Annotated in this window: 16 protein-coding genes; 10 read left to right on the top strand and 6 right to left on the bottom strand. The window is 61.1% G+C overall.

Translation table 11 applies throughout. From position 1 onward, the window contains the following. Window positions 1–24 precede the first annotated feature (24 nt). The 8 genes from HH303_RS14480 (at window position 25) to HH303_RS14445 (ending at window position 9,542) form a co-directional block, all read left to right on the top strand. Entirely contained in the window at window positions 25–1,020 is a 996-nt protein-coding gene (locus HH303_RS14480) for an alpha-ketoacid dehydrogenase subunit beta (protein WP_169626086.1), read from the top strand. A 15-nt stretch (window positions 1,021–1,035) separates the two neighbouring features. Further along, on the top strand, window positions 1,036–2,253 hold the full coding sequence (locus tag HH303_RS14475; RefSeq protein WP_169626085.1) for a transaldolase family protein: 1,218 nt from the start codon (window positions 1,036–1,038) through the stop codon (window positions 2,251–2,253). A gap of 13 nt (window positions 2,254–2,266) precedes the next feature. Then, window positions 2,267–3,538: a dihydrolipoamide acetyltransferase family protein gene (locus tag HH303_RS14470; RefSeq protein WP_169626084.1), complete on the top strand. Its 1,272-nt coding sequence runs from the start codon at window positions 2,267–2,269 to the stop codon at window positions 3,536–3,538. Continuing rightward, window positions 3,535–5,556: a transketolase gene (tkt, locus tag HH303_RS14465; RefSeq protein ID WP_169626083.1), complete on the top strand. Its 2,022-nt coding sequence runs from the start codon at window positions 3,535–3,537 to the stop codon at window positions 5,554–5,556. The genes HH303_RS14470 and tkt overlap by 4 nt, the downstream gene beginning before the upstream one ends. After that, window positions 5,537–6,934, top strand: a complete 1,398-nt coding sequence (gene lpdA / locus HH303_RS14460) for a dihydrolipoyl dehydrogenase (protein WP_169626082.1) — start codon at window positions 5,537–5,539, stop codon at window positions 6,932–6,934. Before tkt ends, lpdA begins: the two co-directional genes overlap by 20 nt. A gap of 26 nt (window positions 6,935–6,960) precedes the next feature. Further along, entirely contained in the window at window positions 6,961–7,836 is an 876-nt protein-coding gene (locus tag HH303_RS14455) for a class II fructose-bisphosphate aldolase (RefSeq protein WP_169626081.1), read from the top strand. A gap of 10 nt (window positions 7,837–7,846) precedes the next feature. Then, entirely contained in the window at window positions 7,847–8,536 is a 690-nt protein-coding gene (locus tag HH303_RS14450; RefSeq protein WP_169626080.1) for an HAD-IA family hydrolase, read from the top strand. A gap of 163 nt (window positions 8,537–8,699) precedes the next feature. Beyond that, on the top strand, window positions 8,700–9,542 hold the full coding sequence (locus HH303_RS14445) for a phytanoyl-CoA dioxygenase family protein (RefSeq protein WP_227421834.1): 843 nt from the start codon (window positions 8,700–8,702) through the stop codon (window positions 9,540–9,542). Between the two features lie 9 nt (window positions 9,543–9,551). Here the strand turns inward: HH303_RS14445 and HH303_RS14440 are convergent, their stop codons facing one another. Beyond that, window positions 9,552–9,908, bottom strand: a complete 357-nt coding sequence (locus HH303_RS14440; protein WP_169626078.1) for a winged helix-turn-helix transcriptional regulator — start codon at window positions 9,906–9,908, stop codon at window positions 9,552–9,554. Window positions 9,909–10,012: 104 nt separating this feature from the next. On the opposite strand from HH303_RS14440, the gene HH303_RS14435 reads away from it, so the two are divergent. After that, window positions 10,013–10,762, top strand: a complete 750-nt coding sequence (locus tag HH303_RS14435) for an SDR family NAD(P)-dependent oxidoreductase (RefSeq protein ID WP_169626077.1) — start codon at window positions 10,013–10,015, stop codon at window positions 10,760–10,762. Window positions 10,763–10,811: 49 nt separating this feature from the next. On the opposite strand, the gene HH303_RS14430 is transcribed toward HH303_RS14435, so the two are convergent. From HH303_RS14430 to dctP, 5 genes are all read right to left on the bottom strand, one after another. Then, complete coding sequence (locus HH303_RS14430) at window positions 10,812–12,326, bottom strand: malonate--CoA ligase (protein WP_169626076.1); 1,515 nt, start codon at window positions 12,324–12,326, stop codon at window positions 10,812–10,814. Between the two features lie 27 nt (window positions 12,327–12,353). After that, window positions 12,354–13,646, bottom strand: a complete 1,293-nt coding sequence (locus HH303_RS14425; protein ID WP_227421833.1) for a malonyl-CoA decarboxylase — start codon at window positions 13,644–13,646, stop codon at window positions 12,354–12,356. Beyond that, window positions 13,643–14,959, bottom strand: a complete 1,317-nt coding sequence (locus tag HH303_RS14420; protein WP_169626075.1) for a TRAP transporter large permease — start codon at window positions 14,957–14,959, stop codon at window positions 13,643–13,645. The genes HH303_RS14425 and HH303_RS14420 overlap by 4 nt, the downstream gene beginning before the upstream one ends. A 3-nt stretch (window positions 14,960–14,962) precedes the next feature. Next, entirely contained in the window at window positions 14,963–15,511 is a 549-nt protein-coding gene (locus HH303_RS14415) for a TRAP transporter small permease subunit (protein ID WP_169626074.1), read from the bottom strand. Window positions 15,512–15,583: 72 nt separating this feature from the next. Next, window positions 15,584–16,573: a TRAP transporter substrate-binding protein DctP gene (gene dctP / locus HH303_RS14410; protein ID WP_169626073.1), complete on the bottom strand. Its 990-nt coding sequence runs from the start codon at window positions 16,571–16,573 to the stop codon at window positions 15,584–15,586. A 164-nt stretch (window positions 16,574–16,737) separates the two neighbouring features. Here dctP and HH303_RS14405 point away from each other — a divergent pair, with 164 nt between their 5' ends. Then, a complete protein-coding gene (locus HH303_RS14405; protein WP_169626072.1) occupies window positions 16,738–17,403 on the top strand; it encodes a GntR family transcriptional regulator in 666 nt (221 codons plus the stop codon). The last annotated feature ends 21 nt before the right edge of the window (window positions 17,404–17,424 follow it).

Below are 17,424 nucleotides of genomic sequence, written 5' to 3'. Positions count from 1 at the left end.
CACGGAAAAATCCAGGAGGAAACGATGTCTGACCGGGAAATCATGTACCGGGATGCGCTGCGTGAGGCTCTGCACGAAGAGATGACGCGCAACCCCGAGGTCTTCGTCATTGGTGAAGGCATCGCCGAACGCGGCGGATCCTATAAGGTTACCGAAGGCCTGCTTGCCGAATTCGGTGCGAAACGGGTTCGCGATACCCCGATTTCCGAAGCCAGCATGATCGGCGTCGGGGTCGGCGCGGCGATCGCGGGGGCCCGACCGGTTGTGGAGATTCTCTATATCGACTTCGCCATGCTGGGCATGGACCAGATCGTCAACCAGGCCGCCAAGTTTCGCCTGATGACCGGCGGCGAGGGACGCGTGCCCTTCGTGTTGCGCACCCAGGGCGGTACCGGCGGCGGCGTCGCGGCGCAGCACTCGCAAAGCTTGGAAGCGTTATTCTACCATATTCCGGGCCTGCGCGTCGTCATGCCCTCCACGCCTTACGATGCCAAGGGTCTGCTGAAATATGCGCTGCGTCAGCCGGACCCGGTGATGTTCCTGGAACACAAGCATCTCTATATGACCAAGGGCCATGTGCCGGACGGCGAAATAATCGTCGAATTCGGCAAGGCCGACATCAAGCGGGAAGGCACCGACGTCACGCTGATCGCCTGGTCGAACATGATCCCGCGCACGCTGGAAGCCGCCGAGGCCCTGGCCGCCGAAGGGATATCCGCCGAGGTCTTGGATCCCCGTACCCTGGTCCCGCTGGACCGCGAGGCGGTCTTGAAATCTGTCGCGAAGACCAATCGCTGCGTCATCGTGCAGGAAGCCGTCCGGCGCGGCGGGGTCGGGTCGGACATCGCCTCCATCATTCAGGAAGAGGCGTTCTACGACCTGGATGCCCCGGTCACGGTGTTGGGCGGCATGAACACGCCGATCCCCTTCAATCTGGCGCTGGAACAGGCGTCTGTTCCTCAAAAAGAGAACATCGTCGAGGTCGTGAAACGCGTCCTGCACGCCGATCTCGTCGCTTGAGCAAGGGGCCATGTGATGTCGTTGCACGTACTTGAAAAACTGGCGGCCACGAATCCGGAATGCGAGGTCTGGTGGGACAGTTCCCCTCTGGTCTATGAAAGCTGGGCGGACAAAGTCCTTGCGGAAGCGCCTGACGGAAAAGCGGAAGCATGGCGCGGTCAGTTGGATCGTCTGTTCGGCGCCGCGCATGTCGCCGACGGCACGTCCGCCGTCCGGGGCGTTACCACCAATCCGCCGTTGAGCCTGCAGGCGATCCAAAACGATCCCGCCTATTGGACCGATCGAATTCGCCAGATCGTCGCCGACAACCCACGGGATACTGTCGAGGAAGTCTACTGGAAAACCTATCTGGAATGCGTCCGCATGGGCGCGCAGATGGTCCAACCCATGTTCGAAAAGAGCGGCGGTAAATACGGCTATCTATCCGGTCAGGTCGATCCGCGATTCGTCACCGACAAGGCGCGGATGCGCGAACAGGCCTTCCAGATCGCCGCCCTCGGCCCGAACATCATGGTCAAGCTGCCGGGGTCGAAGGAAGGATACGAGCTTATCGAGGAACTGACCGCCAACGGCATCGCCACCAACAACACGACCTCCTTCACCGTTCCGCAATATATCGCCTGCATGAACGCGGTTTCGCGCGGGCTTGAAACGGCGAAGCGCAACGGCGTCGACCTGTCGGCATGGCGGTCCGTCATCACCCATATGTCGGCGCGGCTGGGCAATATCGGGGATTTGGGGTGGCAGGCACAAACGCGCGGCATCGACCTGACCAAGGAAGAAATTCAATTGGGCGAGATCGCCGTGATCAAGCGCGCCTACCGTCATATTCAGGAAACCGGCCACCCGTCGAAAATGTTGATGTGTTCCATGCGCGTCAGCCGCGACGACGCGACCGGCACGGCATCCAGTTGGCATATCGAAAAACTTGCCGGCGGCGACTTCGTTTACACCTGCCCGCCGGGATACATCGCCGAATTGATGGCGGTGGAAGACCAATTGTCCCCGTTCGACGCCAAGGCGATCGACGAAGACATTTCCGAAGAAACGTTAAGCAAGCTGCTGCGTATTCCCTATTTCCGCCAAGCCTATGAATTCGACGGCATGGCGCCCGAAGAGTTCAGCCAGTTCGGCGCTTTCGTGGCGACCGCCTCTGAATTCGCCCAGGCCACGCGCAAGACGATCGATTTCGTCGCGCGGGTCATGGCGGAAGACATGAAGATCGCCGGCTGAGGAGAAACAAGAGATGGCAAAACCCGTATTGATGCCGCAGGTCGGACAGGATCTGACCGAAGGTCTTCTCGTCGAATGGTATGTCAAAGTCGGCGATCCGGTGAAGAAAGGCGATATCGTCGCCCTGGTGGAGTCCGAAAAGGCGAGCTTCGAGGTCGAAGCCTTCGACGAGGGCACGGTCCTGGAACTCCTGTACGACACCGGCGAGATGGCAACCGTTCTGGAACCGCTTCTTATGCTGGGTTCGGAAGGCGAAACGGTGACGAAACCCGCCGCTGCCGAACCGAAATCCGAAACGACGGCGCAGGCGACTGCTGCTCCGGTACCCTCTGCCGGGGATGCAGCGGGCGCCGCGCCGTCGGGTCGGGCCTCGTCTCCCTTGGCACGCCGTCTGGCACAGCAGGGTGGACTGGACATCGGCCAGATCAAGGGAACCGGCCCGAAAGGCGCGGTGATCAAACGCGACGTGGAAGCGGCGGCGGCATCCGCCGCCGGACGCGGCGATACGACAGCTCCGGCTGCTCCCGCGCCTACGGCTTCCGCGGCCGCGTCTCCGGTCATCGCGGCACCGGCGCAATTGCCGCCGCGCAGCATGGAAGACCGGGAAGAACCGTTCAACCGGATGCGCCAGGTCATCGCCGACCGGCTGCTGCTGTCGAAACAGACGATCCCGCATTTCTATCTGCGGGCCGAAATCGACGTCACGGATTTGCTGATCCGGCGGCAGGCGCATATCGATCAAGGCGGTCAGAAAGTATCGGTCAATGACGTCATCGTTCATTCGGTCGCGCTGACCCTGTTGGAATATCCGCGCCTGAACGCCCATGTCGCCGCCGACCGCGTTGTCCTCAAGGGGCAAGTCAATGTCGGGGTCGCCGTGTCGGTCGAAAACGGCCTGATGGTCCCGGTGATCGAAAACACCCCGTTCAAAAGCGTCGTCGAAATTTCCGATGCCGTCCGGAATCACGCCGCCGCCGCGCGGCGGGGCCTGACGAAGTCCACGACGGCGGGAACGTTCTCGATCTCCAATCTGGGCATGTATGGGGTCGAGGTTCTGCCGATCATAAACCCGCCGGAAGCCGGTATTCTCGGCGTCGGCCCAATCGTGAAATCCGTGCGGGAACATCGCGGCGGCATTCAGATACACGACATCATGTCCGTCGCCCTGTCCGCCGACCACCGCGCCGTCGACGGCGCCTATGGCGCCCAGTTCCTGCGCAGCCTGAGCGAGACGGTCAGCACCTACAACATGTTTTCGGATCAAGCGAGCGTCGCAGCGGAATGACCCGACCCATACCCCATGTAGAAATGGCCAACGCCATCCGCGCGCTGAGCATGGATGCGGTCGAGGCCGCACAGTCCGGCCATCCGGGCATGCCGATGGGCATGGCCGATGTGGCGACCGTCCTGTTCACGCGTTTCCTGAAATTCGATGCATCCGCGCCGGAATGGCACGACCGGGATCGCTTCGTCCTGTCCGCCGGACACGGATCGATGCTGCTCTATTCGCTGCTGCACCTTTGCGGTTATCCGGGCTGGGATATGGATGTGCTACGGTCCTTCCGGCAGCTTGGCTCCCCTGCCGCGGGGCATCCTGAATACGGACACGGCGCGGGCATCGAAACGACCACGGGACCGTTGGGACAAGGTCTTGCCGCGGCGGTCGGCATGGCATTGGGCGAGGAACGAGACCGCGCCCGCTTCGGGTCCGATCTGGTCGACCATTACACCTATGTTGTTACCGGCGACGGCTGCCTGATGGAAGGGATCAGCCATGAGGCGATCTCCTTCGCCGGGCACCATCGCCTGTCCCGGCTGATTGTCCTGTTCGACGACAATCATGTGTCCATCGACGGGGATACGGCGCTGACCTGCAGCGACGATCAGGCGGCCCGCTTCAAGGCCTGCGGCTGGCATTGCCAATCCGTGGACGGCCATGACCCGGAAGCGGTGGCCGCCGCGATTGGCGCCGCCCGGGACAGCGACAGGCCGTCGATGATCGCCTGCCGCACCATCATCGGCTATGGCGCGCCCAGCAAGGCCGGAACCGCAAAAGTCCATGGCGCACCGCTGGGCCCGGAAGAGATCGAGGCCGCGCGGGCTGCCCTGGTGTGGCCGCACGCCCCCTTCACCGTCCCGGACACTATTCTAAATGCGTGGCGCGCGGCAGGCAGTCGCGGCAAATCGGAGCGCGCCGCCTGGATCGACCGGTTCAACGCCGCCCCGTCCCAGGCAAGGGCCGACTTCACCGCCTATTACGACCGCGATCTAAGCGCGGGCTGGAAAGCGGCGCTCACCGCCCATATCGCCCAGGAATCGCGAACCGCGCCGTCAAAAGCGACCCGGAAGGCGTCGGGCGATGCCTTGGAGGTCCTGACACCGCTTCTGCCCGCACTTGTCGGCGGGTCCGCTGACCTGACCGGCTCGGTCAATACCCGGACGAATGCCACCGAGACAATGCAATCCGGCATCATGGAAAACCGGTACATCCATTATGGAATCCGGGAACACGCCATGGCGGCGATCATGAACGGATTGGCGCTCCATGGCGGGACCATTCCCTATGGCGGGACGTTCCTGGTATTCGCTGGCTATATGCATCCGGCCATGCGCCTGTCCGCCCTGATGGGGTTGCAGGTGATCTATATCTTGACCCACGATTCCATCGGCTTGGGAGAGGACGGCCCAACCCACCAGCCGGTCGAGACGCTGGCAATGTTGCGCGCGACGCCGAACCTGACGGTCATCCGACCGGCCGACACGGTCGAAACGTCAGAAGCCTGGGCCATCGCGCTGAAGCGAAAAGACGGTCCGACGGCAATCGTTCTGTCCCGGCAGAACCTGCCCTGCCTGCGCACGAAAAGCACCGGGGACGGTAGTGCCGCCGACGGCGGCTATATCCTGCGGGAAGCGGCCTGTGCGCCCCGCACCGTTACGCTGATCGCAACGGGATCGGAAACGTCGATCGCCGTAGCGGCGCGCGACGCCTTAGAACCGCGCGGGATCGGCACCGCCGTCGTCTCCCTGCCCAGTTGGGAACTGTTCGATGCCCAGAACGACGACTACCGGCGCCGCGTACTCGGCACCGGATTGCGCGTCGGAATCGAAGCGGCCGGGTCGCTCGGTTGGCACAAATATCTGGGCGAGGACGGTATCTTCATCGGCATGCAAGGCTTCGGCGCGTCCGGCCCCGCCGAAGAGCTTTATCGTCACTTCGGCATCACCGCGGACGCAATCGTGGACGCCGTCGTCAGCCACCCGAAAACGCAGGGACAGACCCAGCATGAGCACGAGCAAGTTTGACCTCGTCGTCATCGGCGCGGGCCCCGGCGGTTATGTCGCGGCCATCCGGGGGGCGCAACTCGGCCTCACCGTCGCCATTGTCGAACGCGAACATATGGGCGGGATTTGTCTGAACTGGGGCTGCATCCCGACAAAGGCATTGCTGCGGTCGTCCGAACTGTTTCATCAAATGCAGCACGCGGCGGATTTTGGATTGACCATCGACAAGGTCGGCGTCGACCTCAAGGCGGTGGTGGAACGATCACGGGGCGTGGCGAAGAAACTGAACGGCGGTGTCGGCCACCTGATGAAGAAGAACGGTATTACCGTCTTCATGGGCAGCGCAACGATCCCCGCGAAGGGCAAAGTCCAGGTCGAATCGAAGGACGGGAAACAAGACCTGACGACGACATCCATCGTCCTCGCCACCGGAGCCCGCGCCCGGGAACTGCCCGGCTTGGAAGCCGACGGCGATCTGGTCTGGACATACAAGCATGCTCTGGCACCGCCGCGCATGCCGAAAAAGCTGTTGATCATCGGTTCCGGCGCGATCGGCATCGAATTCGCCAGCTTCTACAACACGCTCGGCGCGGAAACGACCGTGGTCGAGGTCATGGACCGCATCCTGCCGGTCGAAGACGCCGAAATCAGCGCCCTGGCCAAAAAGGCGTTCAAGAAGCAAGGCATGACCATCCTGGAGAAGGCTGCCGTCAAGCAGTTGGACCGCGCGAAAGGCTCGGTGACCGCTCATATCGAAACAGCCGACGGCAAGATCGAACAGCATCAATTCGACACGGTCATTTCCGCCGTCGGCATTGTCGGCAATACGGAAGACCTTGGCCTCGAAGCGCTCGGCGTCAAAATCGATCGCAGCCATGTCGTTACCGACCGTCACTGCCGCACCGGGGTCGATGGGCTATATGCGATCGGCGATGTCGCGGGCGGCCCGTGGCTGGCGCATAAGGCCAGCCATGAAGGCGTCATGGTCGCCGAACTGGCCGCCGGTCTGTCGCCCGAACCGGTCGACCCCGACAGCATCGCCGGTTGCACCTATTGCTGGCCGCAGATTGCCAGTGTGGGCCTGACCGAGGCCCAGGCGAAAGCGGCAAACCGCGACATCCTGATCGGTCGCTTCCCCTTCGTCGGCAATGGCAAGGCTATCGCGCTTGGGGAGCCGGAAGGGCTGATCAAAACGATCTTCGACGCCAAGACGGGGGAACTTCTGGGCGCCCATATGATCGGGGCGGAGGTTACCGAACTGATTCAGGGTTATGTCATCGGGCGCAGCTTGGAAACGACCGAGGAAGAACTGATGCATACAGTCTTCCCGCACCCGACACTGAGCGAAATGCTGCACGAAAGCGTGCTAGACGCCTATGGCCGGGCAATACACATCTGACCACGATCTTCGGAGGAAGCGGAACCATGGCATTGGGATATCTGAGTGCGATGCTGAAGTCGGCGCAGGCCGGCAAATACGCCATCGCCGCTTTCAATATCATCGACTACAACAGCGCCCGCGCCGTCATCGACGGTGCCCAGGAAATGAACGCGCCGATCATCATACAATTGTCGGTCAAAACGATCCGCCTTTGGGGATTCAAGCCGATCGCAAGTTGGGTGCACGCCTTCGCCGCCGATGCGGATGTCCCGGTCGCGCTGCATTTGGATCATTGCAAGGATTTGGACGTTATCCGGGGCTGCATCGATGCGGGATGGACATCGGTGATGTTCGACGGATCGGCCCTGCCGTTCGACGAAAACGTCGCCCGCAGTCTGGAAGCCTACGAAATCGCGCAAGCGGCCGGTGTCGGACTGGAGGCTGAACTGGGGGCTATCGGCGGAACGGAGGACGATAAATTCGTCGCCGAGGACGAGGCCATTCTCGCCGATGTGGACGAATGCATCGCGTTTTGCGCCGCCATGCCGAAACTGGCGACCTTCGCGCCCGCCTTCGGCACGGCACATGGGTTTTACAAAGGCGAACCGAAAATCGCTTACGACCGGCTGGAACGGATCACCGCCAAGGTCGATATCCCGATCGCGTTGCACGGCGGCACGGGATTGACCGAACAGCAGTTCGAACGCTGCATCCAATCTGGCTGTGCGAAAGTGAACATCTCCACCATGCACAAGCAGCAGTTCATCGACGGGTTCGCGGATTTGCGCCGGAAGGAACCGACAAACAACGAACCGATCCCCTATATCGCGGCACAGTACGATGCGATGAAATCCGGGGTAAAACAGATGATCGGCCTGTTCGGGTCGGACGGTAAGGCGTCCGTCACCGCCGCGCGATAAAGGGACCGGCATGCAGGCGCTGATTTTCGATTGCGACGGAGTTCTGGTCGATACGGAACGCGACGGACACCGAGTCTCCTTCAACCGGGCCTTCGCCCGAATGGGGCTGGATACGGAATGGTCCGAAGAACGCTATGGCGTGTTGCTGGGCACGGCAGGCGGCAAAGAACGCATGCGCGTCCATTTCGACGAGGTCGGCTGGCCCGTTGCCGAGGCCAAACGCAACGATTTCATTCTGGAACTGCACAAGCTGAAGACGGCGATCTTCATGGAATTGATCGACTCCGGCGCCCTGCCGCTCCGCCCCGGCGTGGCCGAGAAGGTCGATGCCGCAATCGGAGACGGCTGCAAACTGGCGGTTTGCTCAACGTCCAACGAACGCGCGGTTCAGGCCGTGGTCGATATTCTGTTGGGACCGGAGCGCGCGCGCCACATGCCGGTCTTCGCCGGCGACATGGTTGCCGCAAAAAAGCCGGATCCGGCGGTCTATCTGCTGGCGAAGGAAAAACTCGACCTCTCCCCGAACCGTTGTCTTGTCGTTGAGGACAGCGAGATCGGCCTTCGCGCTGCCCTAGCGGCCGGGATGCGCTGCATCGTGACCAAGTCCACCTATACCGCATCCGAAGATTTCACCGGCGCGAAAAAGACTCTCAACGACCTCGGCGAAATCACTTGGGCGGAATGCCGGGCGGTTTGCTGATCCGGTCGCTGTCGCACAGCAAGACCGATAACGGGCCGACTATTCTTCTTACCAAAAATCATGAACTTGATCAGAAGCGATGGGCTTCTGACGGTTTTCGTTATACCACTCCCCGAAAAGCAGACATATCCTATTCCTGCTTTTTCGGGATATGGAGGACGCCATGACCATCCTATCGCAAACGACCATCGACAATTTCCGGGCCGACGGCGCGGTATTGCTGAAAGGCGCGTTCGCGGACTGGGTCGATGTGTTGGAAGCCGGACTGGACCGGAACCTGAAAGACCCCGCACCGAATGCCCGGTTCTATCGTGGCGAAGGCGACGAGGCGGAAAAAAATGCCGAAAAGGGTAGCAATAAAGGCGGCGGGGCGTTCTTCGCAGACTACTGCAACTGGGCGCGCATCCCGGAATATCGGTCCTTCGTCTTCGAATCGCCCGCCGCACAAATCGCGGCCGAGTTGACCGGGTCTGACAGCATCCGGATGTTCCATGAACATGTGGTGTTGAAGGAATCGGCAACCCCGATCCCGACACCCTGGCATCACGACCTCCCCTATTACTGTCTGGACGGCAGCAAGACCTGCTCGCTGTGGGTGGCGCTCGACCATGTGCCCAAGGAACGGGCGGTCGAGTATCTCGCCGGGTCGCATCGTTGGGGCAAACTCTACGAACCGCAGTATTTCTCCGGCAAATCGGTCAATGAGGATACGCCCTGGGAAACGCTGCCGGATATCGACGCACACCGCGAGGATTACGAAATCCTGAGCTGGGCGACGGAACCGGGCGACGCCATCGCCTTTTCCTTCCAAACCGTGCACGGCGCGCCCGCCAACAATTCGATGGACCGGCGCGCCGCCATCGCTTTTCGCTGGATGGGGGACGACGTCACCTATCTGCACCGGAACGGCAAGACGTCCCCGCCCTTCCCGAATTTGACGCTGAAAGACGGCGATCCGATGGACGCGCCGGAATTCCCGCTGGTCTGGCCGGGCACGGCCGCCTGAGACGTCGGCTCAGCCGTCGGAGACGGCGTCCTGTTTAACCAATACGGTCGCGATTGCATCCGCGTGCCGTTCGCCCCATTCGCATAGGGGCACGAAGGTTTCGACCAAGCTCGTGCCCAGCGGGGTCAGTGCATAATCCACACGCGGCGGTATCTCCTTGTAGTCGGTACGGGACACGACGCCCTGCGCTTCAAGCTCCTTCAATTGCTGAATCAACATCTTGTCGCTGACCCCCCGAACGGACCGTTTCAAGGCGCCGTACCGCATCGGCCCATTCCGAAGGAAAAAGAGGATGAGCGGCTTCCACTTCCCCGCGATCAAGCGAAGCGCCGCATCCAGACCGCAGGTAAACGTTGGCTGTTTCATATCTTCTCCTCTCTTTTCTTCATACTTACCAAAAGGTGCATACTTGTTAAATGGAAATCATCCTACCAGCTTTTGGCCATACCCGAGCGAAAAGGAGATGAGCCATGGGGAAGTTGGATGGTAAAATTGCCGTCATCACCGGCGGCGCCAGCGGAATCGGTTTTGCGGCGGCAAAACGTTTCGTCGCGGAAGGCGCCTATGTTTATATTTTCGGACGACGGCAGGAGGCCCTGGACGCGGCGCTGGCCGATCTGGGCGAAAGCGCCCGTGGCGTTCGCGGCGACATCACGGAAGCGGGAGACCTCGACCGCCTCTATGAAACGGTCCGCGCGGAAAAGGGCGGCATCGACATTCTATTCGCCAATGCCGGGGTCGGCGAATTCGCGCCCTTGGGCAACATCACGGCGGAACACTATGACTGGACCTTCGACATCAACGTCAAAGGCACGCTATTCACCGTCCAGAAGGCATTGCCGCTGGTGAAGCCGGGCGGGTCGATCATCCTGACCGGATCGACGGTCGGCGTGATGGGGACGGCCGCGATGAGCGTTTACAGCGCCTCCAAGGCGGCGGTCCGCAACCTTGCGCGCAGTTGGGCGCTGGACCTGAAGGGGACCGGTATCCGCGTCAACGTCTTGTCCCCCGGGGCAACGGAAACGCAAACCCTCTTGGACATTTTCGAAAGCACCGGAATGGCTGCGGATATTCAGGCCGGCTTCGAAAACCAGACGCCGCTGGGCCGGATCGGCGACCCAGCGGAAACCGCTGCCGTCGCCGCCTTCCTGGCGTCGGACGACAGTAGCTTCATGACCGGAAGCGAAGTATTCGTCGATGGCGGTTACGCCCAGGTCTGATTGCCGGGAATGGGCGGGAACCGGCGTTTCCGCCCATTCCCGATACAGCTTAGCCCTTGAACGTATCGCCATAGCGGTCGCGCAGGATGTTCTTCTGCACCTTGCCCATCGTATTACGCGGCAATTCATCGACCACGAAGAACGCTTTTGGCTGCTTGAAACGGGCTATTTTGGGCGCGATGGCGGCGGCGATCGCGTCGGTGTCGAGCGCGGCCCCGCCCTGCGGCACCAGCACGCCGACGACCCCTTCCCCGAAATCCGGATGGGGCACGCCGATCACGGCGGATTCGGAAACCCCGTCCTGTTCATCCAGCAGCAATTCGATTTCCTTCGGATAGATATTGTACCCGCCGGAGATGATCAGATCCTTGCCGCGTCCGACGATCTGGACATAGCCGTCACCGTCGATCAGTCCAAGGTCGCCGGTCCGGAAGAAGCCGTCGGGTCGGAATTCCTCCGCCGTTTTTTCCGGCATCTGCCAATAGCCTTTGAAGACATTGGGACCGCGCACCTCGATCTCGCCGATCTCCCCTTGCGCCAGCGTCTCGCCGGTTTCCGGATTGACGATCCGAAGATCGACCTTCGGCAGGGGAAAGCCGACCGTGCCGGGCTTTCGCAACCCGTCATACGGGTTGGAAACGTTCATATTCGTTTCCGTCATGCCGTATCGTTCCAGGATACGGTGACCCGTGCGTTCCTCAAACTGCGTATGGGTTTCCGCCAGCAACGGCGCGCTGCCGGAAACGAATAGCCGCATATGGGATACAAGATCGCGGTTCAGGCGCGGATCGTCCAGCAGCCGGGTATAGAAAGTCGGCACCCCCATCATACTGGTCGCCTTCGGCAGGGCAGCGATCACCGCATCGGTGTTGAAACCGGGCAGGAAAATCATGCTGCCCCCCGCCAACAGAATAATGTTGGTCGCCACGAACAGGCCGTGCGTGTGGAAGATGGGCAGCGCGTGCAGCAACACGTCGTCGCCGGTAAAGCGCCAGGCTTCCACCAAAGACTGTGCATTGGACAGCAGGTTGTCCTGCGTCAGCATCGCGCCCTTGGACCGCCCCGTCGTGCCGGAAGTATAGAGAAAGGCGGCCAGATCATCCGCCGCCCGGTCGCGCGGTGCGAATGTCGACGGTTGCGTATCGGCACGGTCGGTCAACGTCCCCATCCCCGCCGCATCCAGGGTCAACAAGGTCGCCCCGAACTTGTCCGCAATCGGCTTGAGAGAGGGCTGCGCCGCCGGATCGCACAGCAGGATTTTCGGCGTCGCGTCACCGACGAAATAGGCGATTTCGTCCGGGGTGTAGGCCGTGTTCAGCGGTAGGAAGATCACGCCGGTCTGGACACAGGCGGCATAAACCGCCAGCGCCGTTGCGGATTTCGGAATCTGCACGGCCAGTCGGTCGCCCGGTTCCAACCCTTCGGCAGCGATGACATTGGCGATGCGGGCGGCTTCTTCCAGAAATGCGCCATAGGTGATCGCCGTGGCGCCGGGAATATCGAGAAACACCCGGTCGCTGCCGAGATGCGGACGGAAAAGAGCGTCGAAAAGTATATTGGCCATGCTTCTTACCTTGAAATGAATACTGTTCTAACCGCGCAACAGCGCTTCCACCTGGGACGATGCGACGACCGCGCCGTCCTTTGCGAAACTTTCATGGTTCGGTTCGACTCTATCGCCGTCATAGAGGTAGTTGACCATGAGTCCAGCCCCCCGTTTCAACCCGGCGGGCGACAGATCGGCGCGGGCATGAATAGCGTGCAGGATCGCCCCGTTGCCGAGGTGAAACCGCGCCACCGGATCAATCGGCCTGCCATCGTCACGCTTGGATTTCAGGAAATAGTCGGCGGCCAGACGCCGCAACGTATCGTCAACCTCCGCCAATTGGCCGGTGTCGCCTGCCAGTGCGGCGGTGACGGCCTCGCCCACCGCCTTTGCTTCCGGCGACTCCAACCCACCCAGCCACTTCGTGAAGCCCGGCACGGGCGACAGCGTGACGAAGGTCGACAGATTTCGCAACTCGGCGGACAGGTCCTGCACCACCTGCTTGATCAGGGAGTTGCCGAAGGAAATTCCCTTCAATCCGGTCTGGCAGTTCGAAATCGAATAGAATACCGCCGTCGTCGCCTTGCCGACATCAATCGGTTCCCGGTCTTCGGACAGGACCGCCTGGATCGAATTCGGGATGGCATCCGTCAGGGCCACTTCCACGAAGACCAGCGGTTCGTCCGGCATGGCCGGGTGGAAGAACGCAAAGCACCTGCGATCCGCCGGATGCAGGCGCCGCCGCAGGTCGTCCCAATCGTTGATCTGATGCACCGCTTCATAGGCGATGATCTTTTCCAGGATATGGGCCGGGCTGGTCCAGTCTATACGGCGCAGCACCAGGAATCCCCGGTTGAACCAGGACGAAAACAGATGGGCGAAATCCAGGTCGGTACGGGTGAAGGACGGTTCCGCTCGCAATTCCGCCAATAGGTCTTCCCGCATGCGGACCAGCGCCGCCGTCGCCCCCGGCAATCGATTGAGACGGCGCAGCAGTTCCTGACGGCGCGGTTCCGCCGCATCGGCCAGGGTCTGCAACGTTTTGGCGTTCCTGTCGATCCGATAGGCCTGGGCCGCCGCTTCGACCGCGTCGGCATCCAGGTCCATATCTTCCGTCAGATAAGCGAAGAAGCGACGGCGGCCGTCCGCATCCAAATCCCGATAGGCATCCAGAATCGCCGCCCCGATGCGCATGCCGGAAATTTCCCCCCGCCCCCCCAGCAAATCTTCGCACAGGGTTTCCAAGGGGGCGTCGGGCGCTTGAGTCCCCCGCCAGGGCCGCCGTTCGAACAGCGTCGACAGCAAATCCTGAAAAAAGCCGGAGCGTCGCATCATCATACGGCCGGTCCCAGGATAAGTTCCGGCAAGCCCGTCGCCAGACCGGGGAAGAGGCACAGGACGACGATCGCCAGGATCATGCAGGCCACGAACGGCAGCGACCCCATCAGGATCGTCTTCAATGGAATATCCGGCGCAATGCCGTTAATGACATAGAGGTTCAACCCGACCGGCGGGGAAATCAGTCCGATTTCCATATTGATGGTCAGGATCACCGCAAACCAGTATGGGTCGAACCCCGCCGTGGTGACGATGGGCAATAGGATCGGCGCCGACATCAGGATCACCGCGACCGGCGGCAGGAAGAAACCGGCCACCAACAGAAAGACGTTGATGCAGATCATCAGGACCCAGGGATTGACGTCCAAGGTCCCGATCCAACCGGCGATGGACTGGGTGATGAACAGGCTGGACAGCATATAGGAAAACACACCGGCGGCGGCGATGATGAACAGGATCATCACGCTTTCCTTCGTGCTGTCGCGCAGCACGATCCACAGCGCCCGCAAATTCCATAGCCGGTAGATCACGATCGCCACGCCCAGGCACAACAGCGCGCCGACCGCCGCCGTTTCCGACGGGGTGGCATATCCGCCATACATGGCGACCAGAACGCCCAGGATGATCAACAGGAAGGGAATGACACGCGGCAGGATTTCCAGCTTTTCACGCAGGGAGAAGCGCCGCGCGGTCAGGACGGCGGCACTGCCGTTCCGCCACGTGTCGAACAAGGACCACGCCATGAACAGGACGACCAGCAGCACCCCCGGCACCACCCCCGCCAGGAACAGACGGCCGATGGAAGTTTCGGTGGCGATGCCATAGACGATCATGGTGACCGACGGCGGGATCAGGATACCCAAGGTCCCGCCCGCGGCGATGGAGCCGGAAGCGACCCCGTCCGGATAGCCACGCTTGCGCATTTCCGGGATACCCATCTTGCCGATCGCGGCGCAGGTTGCGGGCGACGACCCCGACATGGCGGCGAACAGGGCGCAGGCCCCCAGATTGGAAATCACCAGCCCGCCCGGCACGCGGGTGAGCCAGCGGTCGAGGGCTTCATACAGATCGGCACCGGCACGGGTAGAGGAGATCGACGCCCCCATGATGATGAACATGGGAATGGACAGCAGCGCGAAATTGTCCAGCTTACCGAAGAAGATTTCGGGCAGCAGTTCCAGCGACCGCAATCCGTCGAAGGCCAGGATGAAACCGGCCGCCACGACCAACAGACCGTTCGCGACGGAAATGCCGGAAAATAGGACCAGGATGGTGATGACGGCGACGAGAAGTCCGAGAATGAGCGGGTCCATGGATCAATGCCCCGAAATGCCGTAGTGGCTGTCATAGCCTGCGGCCACCGCATAGAAATCGGCGATCAATTGAAGAAGATAGAGGCCGAAGCCGATCGGCACCGCCAGATAGGGAATCCATAGGCGCACGCCCCACACGGAATCGGATCGCCAGTTTCGTGACCAAGCCTCATGCCATTGATGGAATCCGTAGAACAGCATCAGCGCGATGATGACGATGGTCGCGGCCAGGGTCGCCAGGATCAGGACGCGCCGCGCCTTCGGCGACAGCGCCATCGGCAGCAGATCGACATTCACATGGCCGCGCAGACGCTGAACATAGGGCAGGCCCAGCAAGGTCGCGGAAATCATCATGTAAACGACGGCTTCCGTCTGCCAGATCGTGCTTTCGTTCAATATGGCGCGGACATAGATCATTTCGCAGGTCACCCCGACCGACAGAACGATCAGGAAGGACGCGAACCAGCCGCACAGTGTGGAAATCATCGATACGCCCCGGATGAATGCGTTACTGCGCGTCGGGGCCGCCGCGTGTTCGTTTGGTACCGGCATTTTCGATCCCTGGAAGACGTTGGGTGAACGGGCACCGGGAGGGGACTGCCCCCTCCCGGTGTCTGAACGGGATCACTCGACGGAGAGCGCCATATCCAGCAGTTTCTGGCCGTCCGGAACGTTCTCGACGAAGTTCTTGTAGGACGTCTGCTTGGCGATTTCGCGCCAGGCGGCGAATTCGTCCGTCGTCATATGCGCGATTTCAACACCGGCCTTTTCAAAGACGGCGACGGAATCGGCGTCTTCTTTCTTGGCCTCTTCCAGATAGTAAGCCTGTGCCTTCATAGCGGCGGCATTCAGGGCTTCCTTCTGCGCATCGTTCAGGTCGTTATACGCCGTCAGGTTCATCAGCAACGGCTGATACATGAACCACAGCGCAACATCGCCCGCCGGGGTATAGCATTTCACCTGCTCATAGATGCGATAGGACACGAAGGACGAAGACGAAGTATTCGCTGCCTGAAGCACGCCCGTCTGCATGGCATTGTAGATTTCGGACGACGCCATGGACGCGATGGAGGCACCGGCACCGGCCAGCATCTGTTCGAAGGCCTTACCGGCAGCACGGGTCTGCAGGCCCGCGACGTCTTCCGGCTTGGTGATGCATTTGTCCTTACCGGCGAACCCGCCCGCCAGATAGCCGTGAACCAGGACCATCACGTCGTCTTCGGCCATCAGCTTTTCAAGCTCGCCCATAAACGCGCTTTCATTCAGGCGCGCGGCGTGATCGTGGTTCTTCACCAGCCCCGGCATCAGGGTCAGATTGAATTCCGGACGTTGACCACCGGCATAGGACAGTGGGAACACCGTCATATCCAGCTGACCGCGCGACAACGGCTTATACTGCTCCCGCGGTTTGAACAGGGATTTGGACGGGAAAATCTTGATCGTCAGGTCGACATTCGCCGCCGCCACTTCATCGGCGACGATCTGGGCCACCTTATGGCGCACATCCGACGTCGACCATTGGTGGGAAAGCCGCAGTTCCTTCGCCGACGCCGTACCCGCAACGCCCGCCGCAACCGCTATCGCCGCCACAGCGGCAAGTGTTCTGAATTTCATGAGGAACCTCCCAGTTCGCAATTTTGTATTGGCTTTTGATGCTTTTTTTCACAGCGGCCATACACCCGCATGCATCTGTTGTCGCCAATCATGCATTCAAAGTCAACATTCTTGTATACAAAATTACGTTTGTCGCATTTCAGACAGCGTGATATCCTGGTGGTATGGAAAGACGCCTTGCCGATACCCTTCGGGAATCCATCGAACAGATGATCGTGACCGGTGAAATCGCCGACGGTGCGCGACTGGACGAAGTGCGTCTTGCCGCGAAATTCGGCGTGTCGCGAACACCGCTGCGGGAGGCGTTTCAGGTCCTGTCCGCGTCCGGACTCGTCGAACTGATTCCCCGGCGCGGCGCCTTTGTCCGCCTTCCTAGCGTCGTCCAGATGATCGAGATGTTCGAAGTCATGGCTGAATTGGAAGCCATGTGCGGTCGTCTCGCCACCCGCCGCATATCGGCGGACGGAATCGCCGCCCTGAAAAAGGCCGCCGACGATTGCGACCGTGCCCTGATGGAAGGCGACACCGATCAGTACTATCGCGAGAACGAGGTCTTCCATCACCTGCTGTACGACGCCAGCGGCAACAGCTTCCTGGCAGAGGAAGCGGCCCGTCTGCATCGGCGGCTCCAGCCCTTCCGCCGCATGCAATTGCGCGTGCGCGGCCGCATGGGGCAATCGATGAAGGAACACCGCGACGTCCTGACTGCCGTGGAATCAGGCGATGAGGCCCGCGCGGCGGACGCCCTGCACAACCATGTCGCCATCCAGGGCGAAAAATTCAACGACCTGATGGCGTCCTACGAACGCACCCAGCGTCAGGCAAGCTGACCTCGCCTCTGCCAATGACAT

Source organism: Pacificispira spongiicola (assembly GCF_012926505.1).
GTDB lineage: Bacteria > Pseudomonadota > Alphaproteobacteria > UBA8366 > Aestuariispiraceae > Pacificispira > Pacificispira spongiicola.
Note: the sequence above shows the minus strand (reverse complement) of the source record. Positions and strands in the feature narration are given on the sequence as shown.